This window comes from Pseudomonas sp. NFPP04 (assembly GCF_900113815.1).
In the GTDB taxonomy this organism is placed as follows: domain Bacteria; phylum Pseudomonadota; class Gammaproteobacteria; order Pseudomonadales; family Pseudomonadaceae; genus Aquipseudomonas; species Aquipseudomonas extremorientalis.
Genome location: NZ_FOQS01000019.1, coordinates 1 through 18,511 on the forward strand (window position 1 = coordinate 1; position 18,511 = coordinate 18,511).

The window sequence follows — 18,511 nt, forward strand, 5'->3', positions numbered from 1 at the left end:
TACTAATTGCCCGTGAGGCTTGACCATATAACACCCAAGCAATTTGACTACTCTAACGAGCATCAGATTGCGGTGTGTGAAGACGAAAATGAACCGAAAGTTCGACGTTCACAAAACACCGAAAGCTGTCACATACCCAATTTGCTGAAGCGAGGCCCAGGCCGCGACTCAGTACCCGAATTTCTTGACGACCATAGAGCATTGGAACCACCTGATCCCATCCCGAACTCAGTAGTGAAACGATGCATCGCCGATGGTAGTGTGGGGTTTCCCCATGTGAGAGTAGGTCATCGTCAAGATTAAATTCCAGAACCCCTGATTGCTAACGCAGTCAGGGGTTTTGTTTTGGGCGGTCGGAAAGTGCGCTGAGTGTGGCCTCCAGCGCTAAAGTCCAGCCTTTCTATGCAATGACCCTGCGCATGGCTATCATGCGTGCCTCATTGTAAGGCGATGCTTGCATGCTGACGTTGTTGAAACTTCTGAAAGATGGCCGATTCCATTCCGGAGAAGCACTGGGTGCCGCCCTCGGCGTCAGTCGCAGTGCTGTATGGAAGCAGCTGCAGCACCTGGAAGCAGAGTTGAATGTGCCAATTCATAAGGTGCGAGGCAAGGGGTATCAGCTGGCATCCCCATTGGTGTTCTTGAGTGCTGAAGAGATTTCGCGGAGTGCGCCATCGCTGAGATGGCCCGTTCATATCTCCGACTCCATTGACTCCACTAATGCTGAAGCTTTGCGGCTGGTAGACGCTGGATGCGCGGCGCCGTTCCTGGTGCTCGCGGAGCAGCAAACTGCGGGAAGAGGTAGGAGAGGGCGAAAGTGGGTCAGTCCGTTCGCGCAAAACGTTTATTACAGCCTCGTATTGCGTATTGAGGCGGGTCTGCGCCAACTGGAGGGACTAAGCCTGGTTGTGGGTTTGGCGGTCGTGCAGGCCTTGCGCGAGTCTGGTGTTCAGGGCCTGGCCTTGAAGTGGCCAAACGATGTTTTGGTAGGGCAGAAGAAAATTGCTGGAATTTTGCTGGAATTGGTAGGTGATCCCGCGGATATCTGCCACGTGGTCCTGGGAATAGGTATCAACGTGAATATGCAGAGGGCTGACGAGGTCGATCAACAATGGACCTCGGTGCAGCTTGAGACGGGGGTTCAGGTGGATCGCAACCTTCTGGTGTCGCAACTGGGGCGGCAGCTGCAAGGCTACCTTGAGCGGCATCGGGAAGGCGGTTTTGTCGCGCTTCAGGGAGAGTGGGAGCAAAATCACGCTTGGCAGGGCCGGCCGGTCTCCCTTATCGCGGGTGTCCACCAGGTCGATGGGGTTGTGCTGGGTGTAGATCGCCAAGGGGCATTGCGCTTGAGTGTTGATGGCGTTGAGAAAGTATACAGTGGTGGTGAGTTAAGCCTGAGGTTGCGTGATGATTCTTGAGCTCGACTGTGGGAATAGCTTTATCAAATGGCGTGTACTTGCTGATAGCCCCAGTGCCTCGTCGGAGGGGGTGGTTGGTTCGGACCTGGCTTTGATTGAAAGCCTGTTGGCCCTTCCTGGATTGTTGCTGACGCGCTGTCGCTTGGTGAGCGTTCGTGCGCTGGAAGAAACAAGCAAGTTGGTCGCGGCTCTGCATGAGGCGTTCGGTATTACTGTTTCGTGCGCTGCTCCCGCGCGTGAAATGGGCGGAGTGCGCAACGGTTACGAAGATTTCGAGCGTCTCGGCCTTGACCGCTGGTTGGCGATGCTAGGTGGATTCAAGCTCGCGCGAGGCGCTTGCCTGGTGCTTGATTTTGGTACGGCAGCCACAGCGGATTTCATTGCGGCCGATGGCGAGCACTTGGGCGGTTTCATTTGCCCGGGTATGCCTCTCATGCGCAACCAACTGCGCACTCACACGCGTAAAATACGCTACGACGACGCAGCTGCTGAAAGGGCGCTTGAGCGCCTCTCCCCTGGCCGTACGACCGTCGAGGCAGTGGAGCGCGGCTGCACACTGATGCTGAGAGGGTTTGTACTCACTCAGTTAGAGTTGGCGCGAAGCTACTGGGGTGATGACTTCATCGTGTTCCTGACTGGGGGGGACGCTGATTTAGTGGCTGATGCAGTGCCGCAGGCGCGGCTCGTGCCCGATCTGGTGTTTGTCGGTTTGGCGATGGCTTGTCCTTTGTCCTGAGGTGGTTATGCGTTGGTTGTTTTTGCTTTTACTTGTCCTCAACGCCTTCTATTACATTTGGCATCAGCAAGAAGCGCCGCTGCGCGCCAAGGATGTCACGCCTCTAAGCCTGTACAGGGGAGCGCAGCAGGATATTCGGCTTCTCAGCGAATCTTCTGATGCCGTGGTGCGCAGAGACCGCGTAAAAGCATCTGAAGCGCAAAATACTTGCTTGTACATCGGTGGTTTTGCGGATCAGCGTCAAGCACAGTCTGTTGAGCAGCGGCTCACAAGTCTGGATATAAAGGTCAAGCTTCTATTGCTCAATACTACAGACGCCTCCGGCTATTGGCTTCGAGTAGCCCCTGAAAGCCGACGCCTGGCTGACGATCTGCCCTTTGAAAACCTTGCTAAGGAATTCAATGAGTTAAAACATAAAATAATGTTGTGCGAAGGCGTTGCAACTCTCGAATAGTTTGCATAGAATGGCGCCCGCTTCGCAGTGAAGACCTTCTAGGCCTACAGTGTGAAGCGAAGGTCAATGCAGCTAACCTCATATTTTTAAATGAGAAAATGCTTGACAGAAGGTCGGCGTAATGTAAAATGCCGGCTCGCTTAGGAGGGGTTCCCGAGCGGCCAAAGGGATCAGACTGTAAATCTGACGTCTACGACTTCGAAGGTTCGAATCCTTCCCCCTCCACCATTTTTAGCGTGAGCTGCAAGCTCCGCGGGTATAGTTTAGTGGTAGAACCTCAGCCTTCCAAGCTGATGATGCGGGTTCGATTCCCGCTACCCGCTCCAAGTTTGCAGGTTGTGCAGGTGTTTTGCTCTTGTAGCTCAGTTGGTAGAGCACACCCTTGGTAAGGGTGAGGTCAGCGGTTCAAATCCGCTCAAGAGCTCCATATAACAAGGCAGATATGAAAATATCTGCCTTTGTTTTAACAGCCGCCTCGGCTTGAGGGTGTTGAGTCTGGCGTTATTGCCAGGTGATTTCAGGTCTAGTGGGGTTGGTTGTTGTAAAGTCTTTTTCGGGCCTGCATAATGGTCGGCCTGATTTTGTTTTAGGTCAGTAGCTCAATTGGCAGAGCGACGGTCTCCAAAACCGTAGGTTGGGGGTTCGATTCCCTCCTGACCTGCCAGATTCACGTGGTGTGTCTGGCTTTCTTTTCACAGGATCTTCATAGATGACTCCTAAGGCTGAAGCTCAAAGCTCTCGTTTCGATCTGGTCAAGTGGCTCGCTGTAGTCGCCTTGGTGGTCGTAGGCGTTGTTGGCAATCAGTACTACTCTGCTTCGCCGATCCTGTACCGCGTGCTCGCATTGCTTGCCCTAGCTGCTGTGGCTGCCTTTGTGGGCCTACAGACCGCCAAAGGCAAATCTTTCGCGATCCTGGTAAAGGAAGCTCGCACCGAAATTCGTAAAGTCGTTTGGCCGACTCGCCAAGAAACCACGCAGACCACGTTGATCGTTGTGGCTGTTGTTCTGGTTATGGCGTTGCTGTTGTGGGGTCTTGATTCCCTGCTCGGCTGGCTTGTTTCCTTGATTGTTGGCTAAGGGTGTCCCGTGGCTAAGCGTTGGTACGTTGTTCATGCTTACTCGGGTTACGAGAAGCATGTTATGCGCTCTTTGCTGGAGCGCGTAAAGCTGGCAGGCATGGAAGATGGCTTCGGCGAAATTCTGGTTCCCACTGAAGAAGTGGTTGAAATGCGGAATGGTCAGAAGCGCAAAAGCGAACGCAAGTTCTTCCCTGGCTATGTGCTGGTTCAGATGGACATGAATGAAGGTACTTGGCACTTGGTCAAGGACACTCCTCGTGTCATGGGTTTCATTGGCGGTACCGCTGATAAGCCTGCTCCTATCACCGACAAAGAGGCAGAAGCGATTCTGCGCCGCGTTGCTGATGGTAGCGACAAGCCTAAGCCGAAGACGCTTTTCGAGCCGGGTGAGGTTGTTCGTGTCACAGATGGTCCGTTTGCTGATTTCAACGGTACTGTCGAAGAAGTTAACTACGAAAAGAGCCGGATCCAAGTGGCAGTGCTCATTTTCGGTCGCTCTACTCCGGTAGAGCTGGAGTTCAGCCAGGTCGAGAAGGTCTAGCTGAGCAAGCATCCCAACCCCGCAGCCTTAGGCTGTGGGGTTTTGTCGTCACTGGGATAAACGCGCAAGTAACCGGGGAGCCTTTCGAGGCGTTTGAACCCGTAATTGGAGTGCCTCATGGCCAAGAAGATTACCGCTTACATCAAGCTGCAAGTGAAGGCCGCTCAGGCCAACCCTAGCCCACCCGTCGGTCCAGCTCTGGGTCAGCACGGCGTGAACATCATGGAATTCTGCAAGGCCTTCAACGCCCGTACTCAGGGTCTTGAGCCAGGTCTGCCGACTCCAGTGATCATCACTGTATACAGCGACCGTAGCTTCACTTTCGAAACCAAGTCGACTCCGGCTTCGGTTCTGTTGAAGAAAGCTGCTGGTCTGACTAGCGGTTCCGCTCGTCCTAACACCGTTAAGGTTGGCACCGTAACTCGTGCTCAGCTGGAAGAAATCGCGAAAACCAAAAACGCGGATCTGACTGCAGCTGATATGGATGCAGCCGTGCGTACCATCGCCGGTTCTGCTCGTAGCATGGGCCTTAACGTGGAGGGTGTGTAATGGCTAAGCTGACCAAGCGCCAAAAGGCTATCGCCGGCAAAATCGAAGCAGGCAAGGCCTACAATTTTGTAGACGCCGCTGCCCTGCTGACCGAGCTGTCGACTGTCAAGTTCAGCGAGTCTGTTGACGTTGCTGTAAACCTGGGTGTTGACCCACGTAAATCCGACCAGGTCGTTCGTAGCGCTACTGTGCTGCCACACGGTACTGGCAAGACTGTACGTGTAGCTGTCTTCACCCAAGGCCCAGCAGCTGAAGCTGCTCTGGCCGCTGGCGCTGACCGCGTTGGCATGGACGACCTGGCTGCCGAAATGAAAGGCGGCGACCTGAACTACGACGTAGTTATTGCATCCCCGGATGCAATGCGCGTTGTAGGTCAGTTGGGTCAGATCCTGGGTCCACGTGGTCTGATGCCTAACCCGAAAGTCGGTACCGTAACGCCAGACGTAGCCACCGCGGTTAAAAACGCCAAGGCTGGTCAGGTTCGTTATCGCACCGACAAAAACGGCATCATTCACACCTCCGTTGGCAAAGTCGGCTTCGATGCCGTCAAGCTGAAGGAAAACGTTGAAGCCCTGATCGCTGATCTGAAGCGTATCAAGCCAGCTTCTTCGAAAGGTATCTACGTCAAGCGCGTTACCCTGAGCACTACTATGGGCCCAGGTCTGGTCATCGACCAAGGCTCACTGGACGTATAAGACACAGATTGGTGCGAGCGATCGCGCCAATTGAAAAAAATTGGGGTCCCTGCCTGGCGGGGGCTATCCAAGACCGTAGGCGACGCAAGTCTTAAACCACAAGCCTACGCAGATGGTGCTCCCGGTTCCTTACCGAATCAGACACCAAAACGACATCCGGCTCCGGCCAGATGAAACGGTAACAAGCAGGAGTTAAACCCGTGGCAATTAATCTCGAAGACAAGAAGGCCATCGTCGCTGAAGTCAACGAGGCTGCCAAAGCTGCTCTGTCCGCTGTCGTGGCTGATGCCCGTGGTGTGACAGTAGGCGCTATGACCGGACTCCGTAAAGAGGCTCGTGAAGCTGGCGTATACGTACGTGTTGTACGTAACACCCTGCTCAAGCGCGCTGTTGCTGACACTGAATACAGTGTCCTCAACGACGTGTTCACCGGCCCGACTCTGATCGCGTTCTCCAAGGAACATCCAGGCGCTGCTGCCCGTTTGTTCAAGGAATTCGCCAAGAGTCAGGATAAGTTCGAGATCAAGGCAGCTGCGTTCGAGGGCAAGTTCCTCGCAGCTAACCAAATCGACGTACTGGCAACACTGCCGACCCGCGACGAAGCCATTTCGCAGCTGATGAGCGTGATTCAAGGCGCTACCAGCAAGCTGGCTCGTACTCTGGCCGCAGTTCGCGAGCAAAAAGAAGCTGCCGCAGCCTAAGGCTGAGCGACTTCTCTCGCGTATTTTTGTTTATTTCGATGGCCGAGTAGGCCGTCCCCCAATTCAGGAAATACAGCAATGTCTATCTCCCAAGACGATATCCTCAACGCCGTAGCTGAAATGTCGGTTCTGCAGGTTGTTGAGCTGATCAAAGCTTTCGAAGAAAAATTCGGCGTTTCCGCTGCCGCTGCTTCCGCTGGCCCAGCTGTTGCTGCTGTTGCTGCTGAAGAGCAAACCGAATTCAACGTCATGCTGGTAGAAGCTGGCGAGAAGAAAGTAAACGTGATCAAGGCAGTACGTGAACTGACCGGTCTGGGCCTGAAAGAAGCCAAGGCTGTAGTTGACGGCGCTCCTGCCCAGGTTCTGGAAGCAGTGTCGAAAGACGCCGCTGACAAAGCTAAAGCAGTGCTGGAAGAAGCAGGCGCTAAAGTCGAGCTGAAGTAAGCATCGACCTTGCGTCTCCAGCCCAAGCGTTAAGCTGAAGGCTGATGGCTGGTGGCTCTTGCCACCGGCCTTTTTCCGTTCTTGGCTGTCGACTCGGTCGCCGCCACTAACGCGCTGTAACCACCCGATGCGGTGGTGCAAACCATGGGGTTTGCAAGATTTTCTGGCTGCTCCCGTCGGAGGGGCCAAACAAGCAGGTGACCAAGCTGGGGAACGCTGATGGCTTACTCATATACTGAGAAAAAACGTATCCGCAAGGACTTTAGCAAGTTGCCGGACGTCATGGATGTCCCGTACCTTCTGGCTATCCAGCTGGATTCGTATCGTGAATTCTTGCAGGCGGGAGCGACCAAAGATCAGTTCCGCGACGTGGGCCTGCATGCGGCCTTCAAATCCGTTTTCCCGATCATCAGCTACTCCGGCAATGCTGCGCTGGAGTACGTCGGTTATCGCCTGGGCGAACCGGCATTTGATGTCAAAGAATGCGTGTTGCGCGGTGTTACGTACGCCGTACCTTTGCGGGTAAAAGTCCGTCTGATCATTTTCGACAAAGAATCGTCGAACAAAGCGATCAAGGACATCAAAGAGCAAGAAGTCTACATGGGCGAAATCCCATTGATGACTGAGAACGGTACCTTCGTAATCAATGGTACCGAGCGCGTTATCGTTTCCCAGCTGCACCGTTCTCCGGGCGTGTTCTTCGACCACGACCGCGGCAAGACGCACAGCTCCGGCAAGCTCCTGTACTCCGCGCGGATCATTCCGTACCGTGGTTCGTGGTTGGACTTCGAGTTCGACCCGAAAGACTGCGTGTTCGTGCGTATCGACCGTCGTCGCAAGCTGCCGGCCTCGGTACTGCTGCGCGCGCTCGGCTACACCACTGAGCAAGTGCTGGACGCTTTCTATACCACCAACGTGTTCAGCCTGAAGGATGAAACCCTCAAGCTGGAGCTGATCGCTTCGCGTCTGCGTGGTGAAATTGCCGTCCTGGACATCCAGGATGAAAAAGGCAAGGTCATTGTTGAAGCTGGCCGCCGTATCACTGCGCGCCACATCAACCAGATCGAAAAAGCCGGTATCAAAGAGCTGGAAGTGCCTCTGGACTACGTCCTGGGTCGTACTACCGCCAAGGTCATCGTTCACCCGGCTACAGGCGAAATCCTGGCTGAGTGCAACACCGAGCTGAACACCGAGATCCTGGCCAAAATCGCCAAGGCTCAGGTAGTTCGCATCGAGACCCTGTACACCAACGACATCGACTGCGGTCCGTTCATCTCCGACACGCTGAAGATCGACTCCACCAGCAACCAATTGGAAGCGCTGGTCGAGATCTATCGCATGATGCGTCCGGGCGAGCCACCAACCAAAGACGCTGCCGAGACCCTGTTCAACAACCTGTTCTTCAGCCCTGAGCGCTATGACCTGTCTGCGGTCGGCCGGATGAAGTTCAACCGTCGTATCGGTCGTACCGAGATCGAAGGTTCGGGCGTGCTGTGCAAGGAAGACATCGTCGCGGTACTGAAGACCCTGGTCGACATCCGTAACGGCAAAGGCATCGTCGATGACATCGACCACCTGGGTAACCGTCGTGTTCGCTGTGTAGGCGAAATGGCCGAGAACCAGTTCCGCGTTGGCCTGGTACGTGTTGAACGTGCGGTCAAAGAGCGTCTGTCGATGGCTGAAAGCGAAGGCCTGATGCCGCAAGACCTGATCAACGCCAAGCCAGTAGCTGCGGCGGTGAAAGAGTTCTTCGGTTCCAGCCAGCTGTCCCAGTTCATGGACCAGAACAACCCGCTCTCCGAGATCACCCACAAGCGCCGTGTCTCCGCACTGGGCCCGGGCGGTCTGACCCGTGAGCGTGCCGGCTTTGAAGTGCGGGACGTACACCCGACGCACTACGGCCGTGTTTGCCCGATCGAAACGCCGGAAGGTCCGAACATCGGTCTGATCAACTCCCTGGCCGCTTATGCGCGCACCAACCAATACGGCTTCCTCGAGAGCCCGTACCGTGTGGTGAAAGACGCTTTGGTCACCGACGAGATCGTTTTCCTGTCCGCCATCGAAGAAGCTGATCACGTGATCGCCCAGGCTTCGGCCACGATGAATGACAAGAAAGTCCTGGTCGACGAGCTGGTAGCTGTTCGTCACTTGAACGAGTTCACCGTCAAGGCGCCGGAAGACGTCACCTTGATGGACGTTTCGCCGAAGCAGGTAGTTTCGGTAGCAGCGTCGCTGATCCCGTTCCTGGAGCACGATGACGCCAACCGTGCGTTGATGGGTTCCAACATGCAGCGTCAAGCTGTACCGACCCTGCGCGCTGACAAGCCGCTGGTAGGTACCGGCATGGAGCGTAACGTAGCCCGTGACTCCGGCGTTTGCGTCGTGGCTCGCCGTGGCGGCGTAATCGACTCCGTTGATGCCAGCCGTATCGTGGTTCGTGTTGCCGATGACGAAGTTGAAACTGGCGAAGCCGGTGTCGACATCTACAACCTGACCAAATACACCCGCTCGAACCAGAACACCTGCATCAACCAGCGTCCGCTGGTGAGCAAGGGTGATCGCGTTCAGCGTAGCGACATCATGGCCGACGGCCCGTCCACCGACATGGGTGAACTGGCGCTTGGTCAGAACATGCGCATCGCGTTCATGGCATGGAACGGCTTCAACTTCGAAGACTCCATCTGCCTGTCCGAGCGTGTTGTTCAAGAAGACCGTTTCACCACGATCCACATTCAGGAACTGACCTGTGTGGCCCGTGACACCAAGCTTGGCCCAGAGGAAATCACTGCAGACATCCCGAACGTGGGTGAAGCTGCACTGAACAAGCTGGACGAAGCCGGTATCGTCTACGTAGGTGCTGAAGTAGGCGCAGGTGACATCCTGGTCGGTAAGGTCACTCCGAAAGGCGAGACCCAGCTGACTCCGGAAGAGAAGCTGCTGCGTGCCATCTTCGGTGAAAAAGCCAGCGACGTTAAAGACACCTCCCTGCGCGTACCTACCGGTACCAAAGGTACTGTCATCGACGTACAGGTCTTCACCCGTGACGGCGTCGAGCGTGATGCTCGTGCACTGTCCATCGAGAAGACCCAGCTCGACGAGATCCGCAAGGATCTGAACGAAGAGTTCCGTATCGTTGAAGGCGCGACTTTCGAACGTCTGCGTTCCGCCCTGGTAGGCCATAAGGCTGAAGGCGGCGCAGGTCTGAAGAAGGGGCAGGACATCACCGACGAAATCCTCGACGGTCTTGAGCACGGCCAGTGGTTCAAACTGCGTATGGCTGAAGATGCTCTGAACGAGCAGCTCGAGAAGGCCCAGGCCTACATCGTTGATCGCCGCCGTCTGCTGGACGACAAGTTCGAAGACAAGAAGCGCAAACTGCAGCAGGGCGATGACCTGGCTCCAGGCGTGCTGAAGATCGTCAAGGTTTACCTGGCAATCCGTCGCCGCATCCAGCCGGGCGACAAGATGGCCGGTCGTCACGGTAACAAAGGTGTGGTCTCCGTGATCATGCCGGTTGAAGACATGCCGCACGATGCCAATGGCACCCCGGTCGACGTCGTCCTCAACCCGTTGGGCGTACCTTCGCGTATGAACGTTGGTCAGATCCTTGAAACCCACCTGGGCCTCGCGGCCAAAGGGCTGGGCGAGAAGATCAACCGTATGATCGAGGAGCAGCGCAAGGTCGCCGACCTGCGTAAGTTCCTGCACGAGATCTACAACGAGATCGGCGGTCGCAACGAAGAGCTGGACACCTTCTCTGACCAGGAAATCCTGGATCTGGCGAAGAACCTGCGCGGCGGTGTTCCAATGGCTACCCCGGTGTTCGACGGTGCCAAGGAAAGCGAAATCAAGGCCATGCTCAAACTGGCGGATCTGCCAGAAAGCGGCCAGATGCAGCTGTTCGACGGCCGTACCGGCAACAAGTTCGAGCGTCCGGTTACTGTTGGCTACATGTACATGCTGAAGCTGAACCACTTGGTAGACGACAAGATGCACGCTCGTTCTACCGGTTCGTACAGCCTGGTTACCCAGCAGCCGCTGGGTGGTAAGGCTCAGTTCGGTGGTCAGCGTTTCGGGGAGATGGAGGTCTGGGCACTGGAAGCATACGGTGCTGCTTACACTCTGCAAGAAATGCTCACAGTGAAGTCGGACGATGTGAACGGTCGGACCAAGATGTACAAAAACATCGTGGACGGCGATCACCGTATGGAGCCGGGCATGCCCGAGTCCTTCAACGTGTTGATCAAAGAAATTCGTTCCCTCGGCATCGATATCGATCTGGAAACCGAATAACACGTGACGCGAATCGAGAGCGGGGCAGTGATGCCCGCTCTCTGCTCCGCCAGGAGGAAAGGCCTTGAAAGACCTACTGAATTTGCTGAAAAACCAGGGTCAAGTCGAAGAGTTCGACGCCATCCGTATTGGGTTGGCATCGCCTGAGATGATCCGTTCGTGGTCGTTCGGTGAAGTTAAAAAGCCGGAAACCATCAACTACCGTACGTTCAAACCTGAGCGTGACGGCCTGTTCTGCGCCAAGATCTTTGGCCCGGTAAAGGATTACGAGTGCCTGTGCGGTAAGTACAAGCGCTTGAAGCACCGTGGTGTGATCTGCGAGAAGTGCGGCGTTGAAGTTGCACTGGCCAAGGTTCGTCGTGAGCGCATGGCGCACATCGAACTGGCTTCGCCGGTTGCCCACATCTGGTTCCTGAAATCGCTGCCGTCCCGTATCGGCTTGCTGATGGACATGACCCTGCGTGATATCGAGCGCGTTCTCTACTTCGAGAGCTATGTCGTTATCGATCCAGGCATGACCACCCTTGAAAAAGGTCAGCTGCTGAACGACGAGCAGTACTTCGAAGCGCTGGAAGAATTCGGTGACGATTTCGATGCTCGCATGGGTGCCGAAGCTGTCCGCGAACTGCTGCACGCTATCGACCTGGAGCACGAGATTGGCCGTCTGCGTGAAGAAATTCCGCAAACCAACTCCGAAACCAAGATCAAGAAGCTGTCCAAGCGTCTGAAGTTGATGGAAGCCTTTCAGGGTTCCGGCAACTTGCCAGAGTGGATGGTGCTGACCGTTCTGCCGGTTCTGCCGCCTGACCTGCGTCCACTGGTACCGTTGGATGGTGGTCGTTTCGCGACTTCCGACCTCAACGACCTGTACCGTCGCGTGATCAACCGTAACAACCGCTTGAAGCGCCTGCTTGATCTGTCCGCTCCGGACATCATCGTGCGCAACGAAAAGCGTATGTTGCAAGAAGCTGTCGATGCCTTGCTCGACAACGGTCGCCGTGGCCGCGCTATCACCGGTTCCAACAAGCGTCCTCTGAAATCCCTGGCTGACATGATCAAGGGTAAGCAAGGTCGTTTCCGTCAGAACCTGCTCGGTAAGCGTGTTGACTACTCTGGTCGTTCGGTAATTACCGTAGGCCCGACCCTGCGTCTGCACCAGTGCGGTCTGCCTAAGAAGATGGCACTTGAGCTGTTCAAGCCATTCATCTTCGGCAAGCTGGAAATGCGCGGTCTCGCGACCACCATCAAAGCGGCCAAGAAAATGGTCGAGCGCGAACTGCCAGAGGTTTGGGACGTTCTCGCTGAGGTGATCCGCGAACACCCGGTTCTCCTCAACCGTGCACCGACCCTTCACCGTCTGGGTATCCAGGCGTTTGAACCGGTACTGATCGAAGGTAAGGCTATCCAGCTGCACCCGTTGGTCTGTGCTGCGTACAACGCCGACTTCGACGGCGACCAAATGGCCGTGCACGTACCGCTGACACTGGAAGCCCAGTTGGAAGCGCGTGCATTGATGATGTCGACCAACAACATTCTGTCGCCAGCCAACGGTGAGCCAATCATCGTTCCGTCGCAGGACGTTGTATTGGGTCTGTACTACATGACGCGTGAAGCGATCAACGCCAAGGGCGAAGGTCGTGTGTTCGCTGACCTGCAAGAAGTTGACCGTGTGTTCCGTGCCGGCGAAGCCGCATTGCACGCCAAGGTCAAAGTGCGGATCAACGAAACCGTCAACGACCGTGACGGCGGCAGCGTGACCAACACTCGTATCGTCGACACCACTGTCGGCCGTGCGCTGTTGTATCAAGTTGTGCCAAAAGGTCTGTCGTACGACGTCGTCAACCTGCCGATGAAGAAAAAGGCGATCTCCAAGTTGATCAACCAGTGCTACCGCGTGGTTGGTTTGAAAGAGACCGTGATCTTCGCTGACCAGTTGATGTATACCGGTTTTGCTTACTCGACCATTTCCGGCGTTTCCATCGGCGTTAACGACTTTGTTATCCCGGATGAAAAAGCCCGCATCATCGGCGCTGCCACCGAAGAAGTGAAAGAAATCGAAAGCCAGTACGCCTCCGGCCTGGTAACCCAGGGTGAGAAGTACAACAAGGTAATCGACCTTTGGTCCAAGGCGAACGATGAAGTTTCCAAGGCGATGATGGCCAACCTCTCGAAAGAGAAAGTCATCGACCGTCATGGCGACGAAGTTGACCAAGAGTCCTTCAACTCGATGTACATGATGGCCGACTCGGGCGCACGGGGTTCTGCTGCGCAGATCCGTCAGCTCGCCGGTATGCGTGGCCTGATGGCCAAGCCGGACGGTTCCATCATCGAAACGCCGATTACTGCGAACTTCCGTGAAGGTTTGAGCGTACTTCAGTACTTCATCTCGACTCACGGTGCTCGTAAGGGTCTTGCGGATACCGCGTTGAAAACCGCTAACTCCGGTTACCTGACTCGCCGTCTGGTAGACGTTGCACAAGATCTGGTTGTAACCGAGATCGATTGTGGTACCGAGCACGGCCTGCTGATGACGCCGCACATTGAAGGCGGTGACGTTGTAGAGCCGTTGGGTGAGCGCGTATTGGGTCGTGTTATTGCCCGTGACGTGTTCAAGCCAGGCACCGAGGAAGTTATCGTTCCTGCCGGCACCCTGGTAGACGAGAAGTGGGTCGAGTTCATCGAACTCAACAGCATCGACGAAGTGATCGTTCGCTCGCCGATCAGCTGCGAAACCCGCTACGGCATCTGCGCCAAGTGCTACGGCCGTGACTTGGCTCGTGGTCACCAGGTGAACATCGGTGAAGCGGTCGGCGTTATCGCTGCCCAGTCCATCGGTGAGCCGGGTACCCAGCTGACGATGCGTACGTTCCACATCGGTGGTGCGGCAAGCCGGACCTCCGCAGCCGACAGCGTTCAGGTGAAGAATGGCGGTACTGTCCGCCTGCACAACCTGAAGCACGTAGAGCGAGTGGATGGCCACCTGGTTGCCGTGTCCCGTTCCGGTGAGCTGGCAATCGCTGATGACTACGGTCGTGAGCGTGAGCGTTACAAGCTGCCGTACGGTGCTGTGATTTCGGTTAAAGAAGGTGACAAGGTCGACGCTGGCGCAATCGTGGCCAAGTGGGACCCGCACACTCACCCAATCGTTACCGAAATGAAAGGTACCGTGACCTACGTGGGCATGGAAGAAGGCATCACGATCAAGCGTCAGACTGACGAATTGACCGGTATGACCAACATTGAAGTACTCGACGCGAAAGATCGTCCAGCTGCCGGTAAAGACATCCGTCCTGCCGTGAAGATGGTCGATGACAACGGCAAGGACTTGTTGCTGCCAGGCACTGACGTAATCGCTCAGTACTTCCTGCCAGCCAACGCCCTGGTCGGTGTAGCGGATGGTGCGAAGATCGCGATCGGTGATGTTATCGCGCGTATCCCGCAAGAAACTTCGAAAACCCGTGACATCACCGGTGGTCTGCCGCGTGTTGCCGACTTGTTCGAAGCTCGTCGTCCGAAAGAAGCGTCGATTCTGGCTGAAGTCAGCGGCACCATCGCGTTCGGTAAAGAGACCAAGGGCAAGCGCCGTCTGGTCATTACTCCGAACGATGGTAGTGATCCGTATGAAGAGCTGATTCCGAAGTGGCGTCACCTGAACGTGTTCGAAGGCGAACAGGTAAACCGCGGCGAAGTTATCTCCGACGGCCCGAGCGATCCACACGACATCCTGCGTCTGCTGGGTGTGAGTGCGCTGGCCAAGTACATCGTTAACGAGATCCAGGACGTTTACCGCCTGCAAGGCGTGAAGATCAACGATAAGCACATCGAGACCATCCTGCGTCAGATGCTGCGTAAAGTTGAAATCGCTGAATCCGGCGATTCCAGTTTCATCAAGGGCGACCAGATGGAACTGACTCACGTGCTGGTGGAAAACGAGCGCTTGGCGACCGAAGACAAATTCGTGTCCAAGTTCACTCGCGTGCTACTGGGTATCACCAAGGCGTCGTTGTCGACTGAATCGTTCATCTCGGCGGCCTCCTTCCAGGAGACCACTCGCGTACTGACCGAAGCAGCGGTAACCGGCAAGCGCGATTACCTGCGCGGCCTGAAAGAAAACGTGGTTGTGGGTCGTCTGATCCCGGCCGGTACCGGTTTGGCTTACCACAGCGAGCGTAAACGCCGCCGTGATGCTGACAAGCCGTTGCGCGTAAGCGCCAGTGAAGTGGAAGCTGCACTGACCGAAGCGCTGAACTCCAGCGGTAACTGAGTTCTGCGATAAATAAGTCCGGGCCCTGGTAGCCCCCATTCGTCGGATCGAGGCAGTTTTGTCCCGGTTCGATGAGAGGGGATGTCGGGGCCTTGCCTTGACTGGGGGCAAGATCCTCTTTAGACTCTTGTACCCCTAAATTTGGCGGGAATTCGTTCCTGCCATTTTGCTTTTCTTGCAAGACAATAGCGTCGCAAGACAACAGTGGAGCTAGTAGATGGCAACTATCAACCAGCTGGTACGTCAGCCGCGTAAGCGTATCGTCGAGAAATCCGACGTGCCTGCGCTGCAGAACTGCCCGCAACGTCGTGGCGTATGCACTCGCGTGTATACCACCACGCCGAAAAAACCTAACTCGGCACTGCGTAAAGTATGCCGTGTGCGCCTGACCAACGGTTTCGAGGTTTCCTCGTACATCGGTGGTGAAGGTCACAACCTGCAAGAGCACAGCGTGGTACTGATCCGCGGCGGTCGTGTAAAAGACTTGCCAGGTGTTCGTTATCACACCGTTCGCGGCTCCTTGGATACTTCCGGCGTTAAAGGTCGTAACCAGGGTCGTTCGAAGTACGGTACCAAGAAGCCTAAGTAGTAGCGGCTTTTTGTAACACTGAATCATCTTATTTTCTGAGTCGATAAGAGTAAGGTCGGAGGCGTCCCGAAAGGGCACCGATTCCGAGCGAACCTGAAGACCGTTTGAGGGCTTATCCATGCCAAGAAGACGCGTAGCAGCCAAGCGCGAAGTGCTTGACGATCCAAAATACGGAAGCCAAATTCTGGCCAAGTTCATGAACCACGTGATGGAGAGCGGCAAGAAAGCCGTTGCCGAGCGTATCGTTTATGGCGCGCTGGAAAAGGTTAAAGAACGCAAGAACAGCGACCCCCTGGAAATCTTCGAGAAAGCTCTCGACGCCATCGCTCCGCTGGTCGAAGTGAAGTCGCGCCGTGTAGGCGGTGCTACTTACCAGGTTCCGGTTGAAGTTCGTCCGTCCCGTCGTAACGCTCTGGCAATGCGCTGGTTGGTAGACTTCGCCCGTAAGCGCGGCGAGAAGTCTATGGCTCTGCGTTTGGCCGGCGAGCTGTTGGACGCTGCTGAAGGTAAAGGTGCTGCTGTTAAGAAGCGTGAAGACGTGCACCGTATGGCTGAAGCTAACAAAGCTTTCTCGCACTACCGCTTCTAATCTTAGCTTCACTAATTTTGCGAGGGCTTTATGGCTCGTACTACTCCGATTAGCCGCTACCGTAACATCGGTATCGTTGCTCACGTGGATGCTGGTAAAACCACCACCACCGAGCGCGTACTGTTTTACACCGGCAAAAGTCACAAAATGGGCGAGGTGCATGACGGCGCCGCGACCACAGACTGGATGGTTCAGGAGCAGGAGCGTGGTATTACCATTACTTCTGCTGCTATTACCGCCTTCTGGAAAGGTTCCGAGAAGCAGTACAAAGACGAGCATCGCTTCAACGTAATCGATACCCCAGGCCACGTAGACTTCACCATTGAAGTTGAGCGTTCCCTGCGTGTACTCGACGGTGCTGTCGTTGTGTTCTGCGGTACTTCGGGTGTTGAGCCTCAGTCGGAAACCGTATGGCGTCAAGCCAACAAATACGGCGTTCCACGTCTTGTTTACGTAAACAAGATGGACCGTGCTGGCGCCAACTTCCTTCGCGTGATCGGTCAGATCAAACAGCGTCTGGGTCACACCCCGGTGCCAATCCAGTTGGCTATCGGTTCCGAAGACAACTTCCAGGGTCAGATCGATCTGATCAATATGGAAGCGGTTTACTGGAATGACTCCGACAAAGGCATGGTGCCTGTTCGCAAGCCTATCCCTGCAGAACTGCAGGAGCTGGCTGACGAGTGGCGCAACAACATGGTTGAGGCTGCGGCCGAAGCCAGCGAAGAGCTGATGAACAAGTACCTCGAGGGTGAAGAGCTCACCAACGTGGAAATCAAGGCTGCTCTGCGTCAGCGTACTATCGCTGGTGAGATCGTCTTGGCTGTTTGTGGTTCTTCCTTCAAGAACAAGGGTGTTCCCCTGGTTCTCGACGCTGTTATCGACTACCTGCCGGCTCCAACCGACATTCCTGCTATCAAGGGTACCAACCCTGATAACGAGGAAGAAGAAATGGAGCGTCATGCCGATGACAGCGAGCCGTTCTCGGCTCTGGCGTTCAAGATCGCAACCGACCCATTCGTGGGTACTTTGACCTTCGTCCGCGTTTACTCGGGCGTGTTGGCCTCCGGCGACGGCGTGATCAACTCGGTTAAAGGCAAGAAAGAGCGCGTGGGTCGTATGGTGCAAATGCACGCAAACGCCCGTGAAGAGATCAAGGAAGTACGCGCTGGTGACATCGCGGCCCTGATCGGCATGAAGGACGTCACCACGGGCGAGACTTTGTGCGACGCTGCCAAGCCAATCATCCTGGTTCGCATGGACTTCCCGGAGCCGGTTATTTCGGTTGCCGTAGAGCCTAAGACCAAGGATGACCAGGAAAAAATGGGTATCGCTCTGGGCAAGCTTGCTCAGGAAGATCCATCTTTCCGCGTCAAGACTGATGAAGAGACTGGTCAAACGATCATCTCCGGCATGGGCGAGCTGCACCTGGACATCCTGGTTGACCGGATGCGCCGTGAGTTCAACGTCGAAGCCAACATCGGTAAGCCTCAGGTTTCCTATCGTGAGCGCATCACGAAGAACTGTGAAATCGAAGGCAAGTTCGTTCGTCAGTCCGGCGGTCGTGGTCAGTTCGGTCACTGCTGGATCCGTTTTGCTCCTGCTGACGAAGGTCAGGAAGGTCTGCAATTCGTGAACGAAGTGGTAGGTGGTGTGGTTCCTAAGGAATACATCCCTGCTATCCAGAAGGGTATCGAAGAGCAGATGAAGAACGGTGTTGTTGCCGGCTATCCGCTGATCGGCCTGAAAGCAACCGTTTTTGACGGTTCTTACCACGACGTCGACTCCAACGAGATGGCGTTTAAGGTGGCTGCTTCCATGGCAACCAAGCAACTGGCCCAGAAGGGCGGTGGTGAGTTGCTTGAGCCAATCATGGCGGTAGAAGTTGTTACACCTGAAGACTATATGGGTGATGTCATGGGCGACCTTAACCGTCGTCGCGGCATGATCTTGGGTATGGAAGACACGGTTTCCGGCAAAGTGATTCGCGCCGAGGTTCCGTTGGGTGAGATGTTCGGTTACGCGACCGACGTTCGCTCCATGTCCCAGGGTCGCGCAAGCTACTCTATGGAATTCAAAAAATACAACACAGCTCCGGCGCACATCGCTGAAACTGTATCCAAAAAACAAGGCTGATTCAGTCCTTTAGGCAAGGAGT

14 protein-coding genes, 4 tRNA genes and 1 rRNA gene are annotated in these 18,511 nt (G+C 55.4%); all 19 read left to right on the forward strand.

Annotated features, from left to right (window positions below):
• Positions 1–183: 183 nt before the first annotated feature.
• The 19 genes from rrf (at position 184) to fusA (ending at position 18,489) form a co-directional block, all read left to right on the forward strand.
• Positions 184–299 (forward strand): 5S ribosomal RNA (rrf, locus tag BM017_RS27490).
• Between the two features lie 159 nt (positions 300–458).
• Positions 459–1,418, forward strand: coding sequence for a bifunctional biotin--[acetyl-CoA-carboxylase] ligase/biotin operon repressor BirA (gene birA / locus BM017_RS27495; RefSeq protein WP_092250503.1), 960 nt, complete (start codon positions 459–461; stop codon positions 1,416–1,418).
• Positions 1,408–2,154, forward strand: coding sequence for a pantothenate kinase (locus BM017_RS27500; RefSeq protein WP_092250506.1), 747 nt, complete (start codon positions 1,408–1,410; stop codon positions 2,152–2,154). Before birA ends, BM017_RS27500 begins: the two co-directional genes overlap by 11 nt.
• 7 nt (positions 2,155–2,161) lie before the next feature.
• Positions 2,162–2,608: a hypothetical protein gene (locus BM017_RS27505; protein WP_092250509.1), complete on the forward strand. Its 447-nt coding sequence runs from the start codon at positions 2,162–2,164 to the stop codon at positions 2,606–2,608.
• Between the two features lie 143 nt (positions 2,609–2,751).
• Positions 2,752–2,836: transfer RNA gene (locus BM017_RS27510), tRNA-Tyr, on the forward strand.
• A gap of 24 nt (positions 2,837–2,860) precedes the next feature.
• A tRNA-Gly gene (locus tag BM017_RS27515) sits at positions 2,861–2,934 on the forward strand.
• Between the two features lie 25 nt (positions 2,935–2,959).
• A tRNA-Thr gene (locus BM017_RS27520) sits at positions 2,960–3,035 on the forward strand.
• A 161-nt stretch (positions 3,036–3,196) separates the two neighbouring features.
• A tRNA-Trp gene (locus BM017_RS27525) sits at positions 3,197–3,272 on the forward strand.
• 45 nt (positions 3,273–3,317) lie between these two features.
• Positions 3,318–3,686: a preprotein translocase subunit SecE gene (gene secE / locus BM017_RS27530; RefSeq protein WP_071489830.1), complete on the forward strand. Its 369-nt coding sequence runs from the start codon at positions 3,318–3,320 to the stop codon at positions 3,684–3,686.
• A gap of 9 nt (positions 3,687–3,695) precedes the next feature.
• The gene (gene nusG / locus BM017_RS27535) at positions 3,696–4,229 is read left to right on the forward strand and encodes a transcription termination/antitermination protein NusG (protein ID WP_003176436.1); all 534 of its coding nucleotides are present in this window, start codon (positions 3,696–3,698) and stop codon (positions 4,227–4,229) included.
• Between the two features lie 117 nt (positions 4,230–4,346).
• Positions 4,347–4,778, forward strand: a complete 432-nt coding sequence (gene rplK, locus BM017_RS27540; RefSeq protein WP_003176435.1) for a 50S ribosomal protein L11 — start codon at positions 4,347–4,349, stop codon at positions 4,776–4,778.
• Positions 4,778–5,473: a 50S ribosomal protein L1 gene (rplA, locus tag BM017_RS27545; RefSeq protein ID WP_003232403.1), complete on the forward strand. Its 696-nt coding sequence runs from the start codon at positions 4,778–4,780 to the stop codon at positions 5,471–5,473. The genes rplK and rplA overlap by 1 nt, the downstream gene beginning before the upstream one ends.
• A gap of 200 nt (positions 5,474–5,673) precedes the next feature.
• Complete coding sequence (gene rplJ / locus BM017_RS27550) at positions 5,674–6,174, forward strand: 50S ribosomal protein L10 (protein ID WP_016969477.1); 501 nt, start codon at positions 5,674–5,676, stop codon at positions 6,172–6,174.
• A 78-nt stretch (positions 6,175–6,252) separates the two neighbouring features.
• Positions 6,253–6,618 carry a 50S ribosomal protein L7/L12 gene (rplL, locus tag BM017_RS27555; RefSeq protein WP_071489831.1) on the forward strand — a complete coding sequence of 122 codons (366 nt, stop codon included), beginning with the start codon at positions 6,253–6,255 and terminating at the stop codon, positions 6,616–6,618.
• Between the two features lie 219 nt (positions 6,619–6,837).
• Complete coding sequence (gene rpoB / locus BM017_RS27560) at positions 6,838–10,911, forward strand: DNA-directed RNA polymerase subunit beta (protein WP_010206926.1); 4,074 nt, start codon at positions 6,838–6,840, stop codon at positions 10,909–10,911.
• 64 nt (positions 10,912–10,975) lie between these two features.
• Positions 10,976–15,175 carry a DNA-directed RNA polymerase subunit beta' gene (rpoC, locus tag BM017_RS27565; RefSeq protein ID WP_071489832.1) on the forward strand — a complete coding sequence of 1,400 codons (4,200 nt, stop codon included), beginning with the start codon at positions 10,976–10,978 and terminating at the stop codon, positions 15,173–15,175.
• A 217-nt stretch (positions 15,176–15,392) separates the two neighbouring features.
• On the forward strand, positions 15,393–15,764 hold the full coding sequence (gene rpsL, locus BM017_RS27570) for a 30S ribosomal protein S12 (RefSeq protein WP_002555494.1): 372 nt from the start codon (positions 15,393–15,395) through the stop codon (positions 15,762–15,764).
• A gap of 118 nt (positions 15,765–15,882) precedes the next feature.
• Positions 15,883–16,353 (forward strand): 30S ribosomal protein S7, encoded by a 471-nt coding sequence (gene rpsG, locus BM017_RS27575; RefSeq protein ID WP_002555493.1) that lies wholly within the window; start codon positions 15,883–15,885, stop codon positions 16,351–16,353.
• Between the two features lie 30 nt (positions 16,354–16,383).
• The gene (gene fusA, locus BM017_RS27580) at positions 16,384–18,489 is read left to right on the forward strand and encodes an elongation factor G (RefSeq protein WP_010206921.1); all 2,106 of its coding nucleotides are present in this window, start codon (positions 16,384–16,386) and stop codon (positions 18,487–18,489) included.
• Positions 18,490–18,511: the final 22 nt, after the last annotated feature.

What these genes read in the sequence shown, in the direction of transcription:
- rpsG (WP_002555493.1), top strand. Translation starts at nt 15,883, where the DNA reads ATGCCAAGAAGACGCGTAGCAGCCAAGCGCGAAGTGCTTGACGATCCA.
- birA (WP_092250503.1), top strand. Translation starts at nt 459, where the DNA reads ATGCTGACGTTGTTGAAACTTCTGAAAGATGGCCGATTCCATTCCGGA.
- rplK (WP_003176435.1), top strand. Translation starts at nt 4,347, where the DNA reads ATGGCCAAGAAGATTACCGCTTACATCAAGCTGCAAGTGAAGGCCGCT.
- rpoB (WP_010206926.1), top strand. Translation starts at nt 6,838, where the DNA reads ATGGCTTACTCATATACTGAGAAAAAACGTATCCGCAAGGACTTTAGC.
- fusA (WP_010206921.1), top strand. Translation starts at nt 16,384, where the DNA reads ATGGCTCGTACTACTCCGATTAGCCGCTACCGTAACATCGGTATCGTT.
- BM017_RS27505 (WP_092250509.1), top strand. Translation starts at nt 2,162, where the DNA reads ATGCGTTGGTTGTTTTTGCTTTTACTTGTCCTCAACGCCTTCTATTAC.
- rplA (WP_003232403.1), top strand. Translation starts at nt 4,778, where the DNA reads ATGGCTAAGCTGACCAAGCGCCAAAAGGCTATCGCCGGCAAAATCGAA.
- BM017_RS27500 (WP_092250506.1), top strand. Translation starts at nt 1,408, where the DNA reads ATGATTCTTGAGCTCGACTGTGGGAATAGCTTTATCAAATGGCGTGTA.
- secE (WP_071489830.1), top strand. Translation starts at nt 3,318, where the DNA reads ATGACTCCTAAGGCTGAAGCTCAAAGCTCTCGTTTCGATCTGGTCAAG.
- rpsL (WP_002555494.1), top strand. Translation starts at nt 15,393, where the DNA reads ATGGCAACTATCAACCAGCTGGTACGTCAGCCGCGTAAGCGTATCGTC.
- rplL (WP_071489831.1), top strand. Translation starts at nt 6,253, where the DNA reads ATGTCTATCTCCCAAGACGATATCCTCAACGCCGTAGCTGAAATGTCG.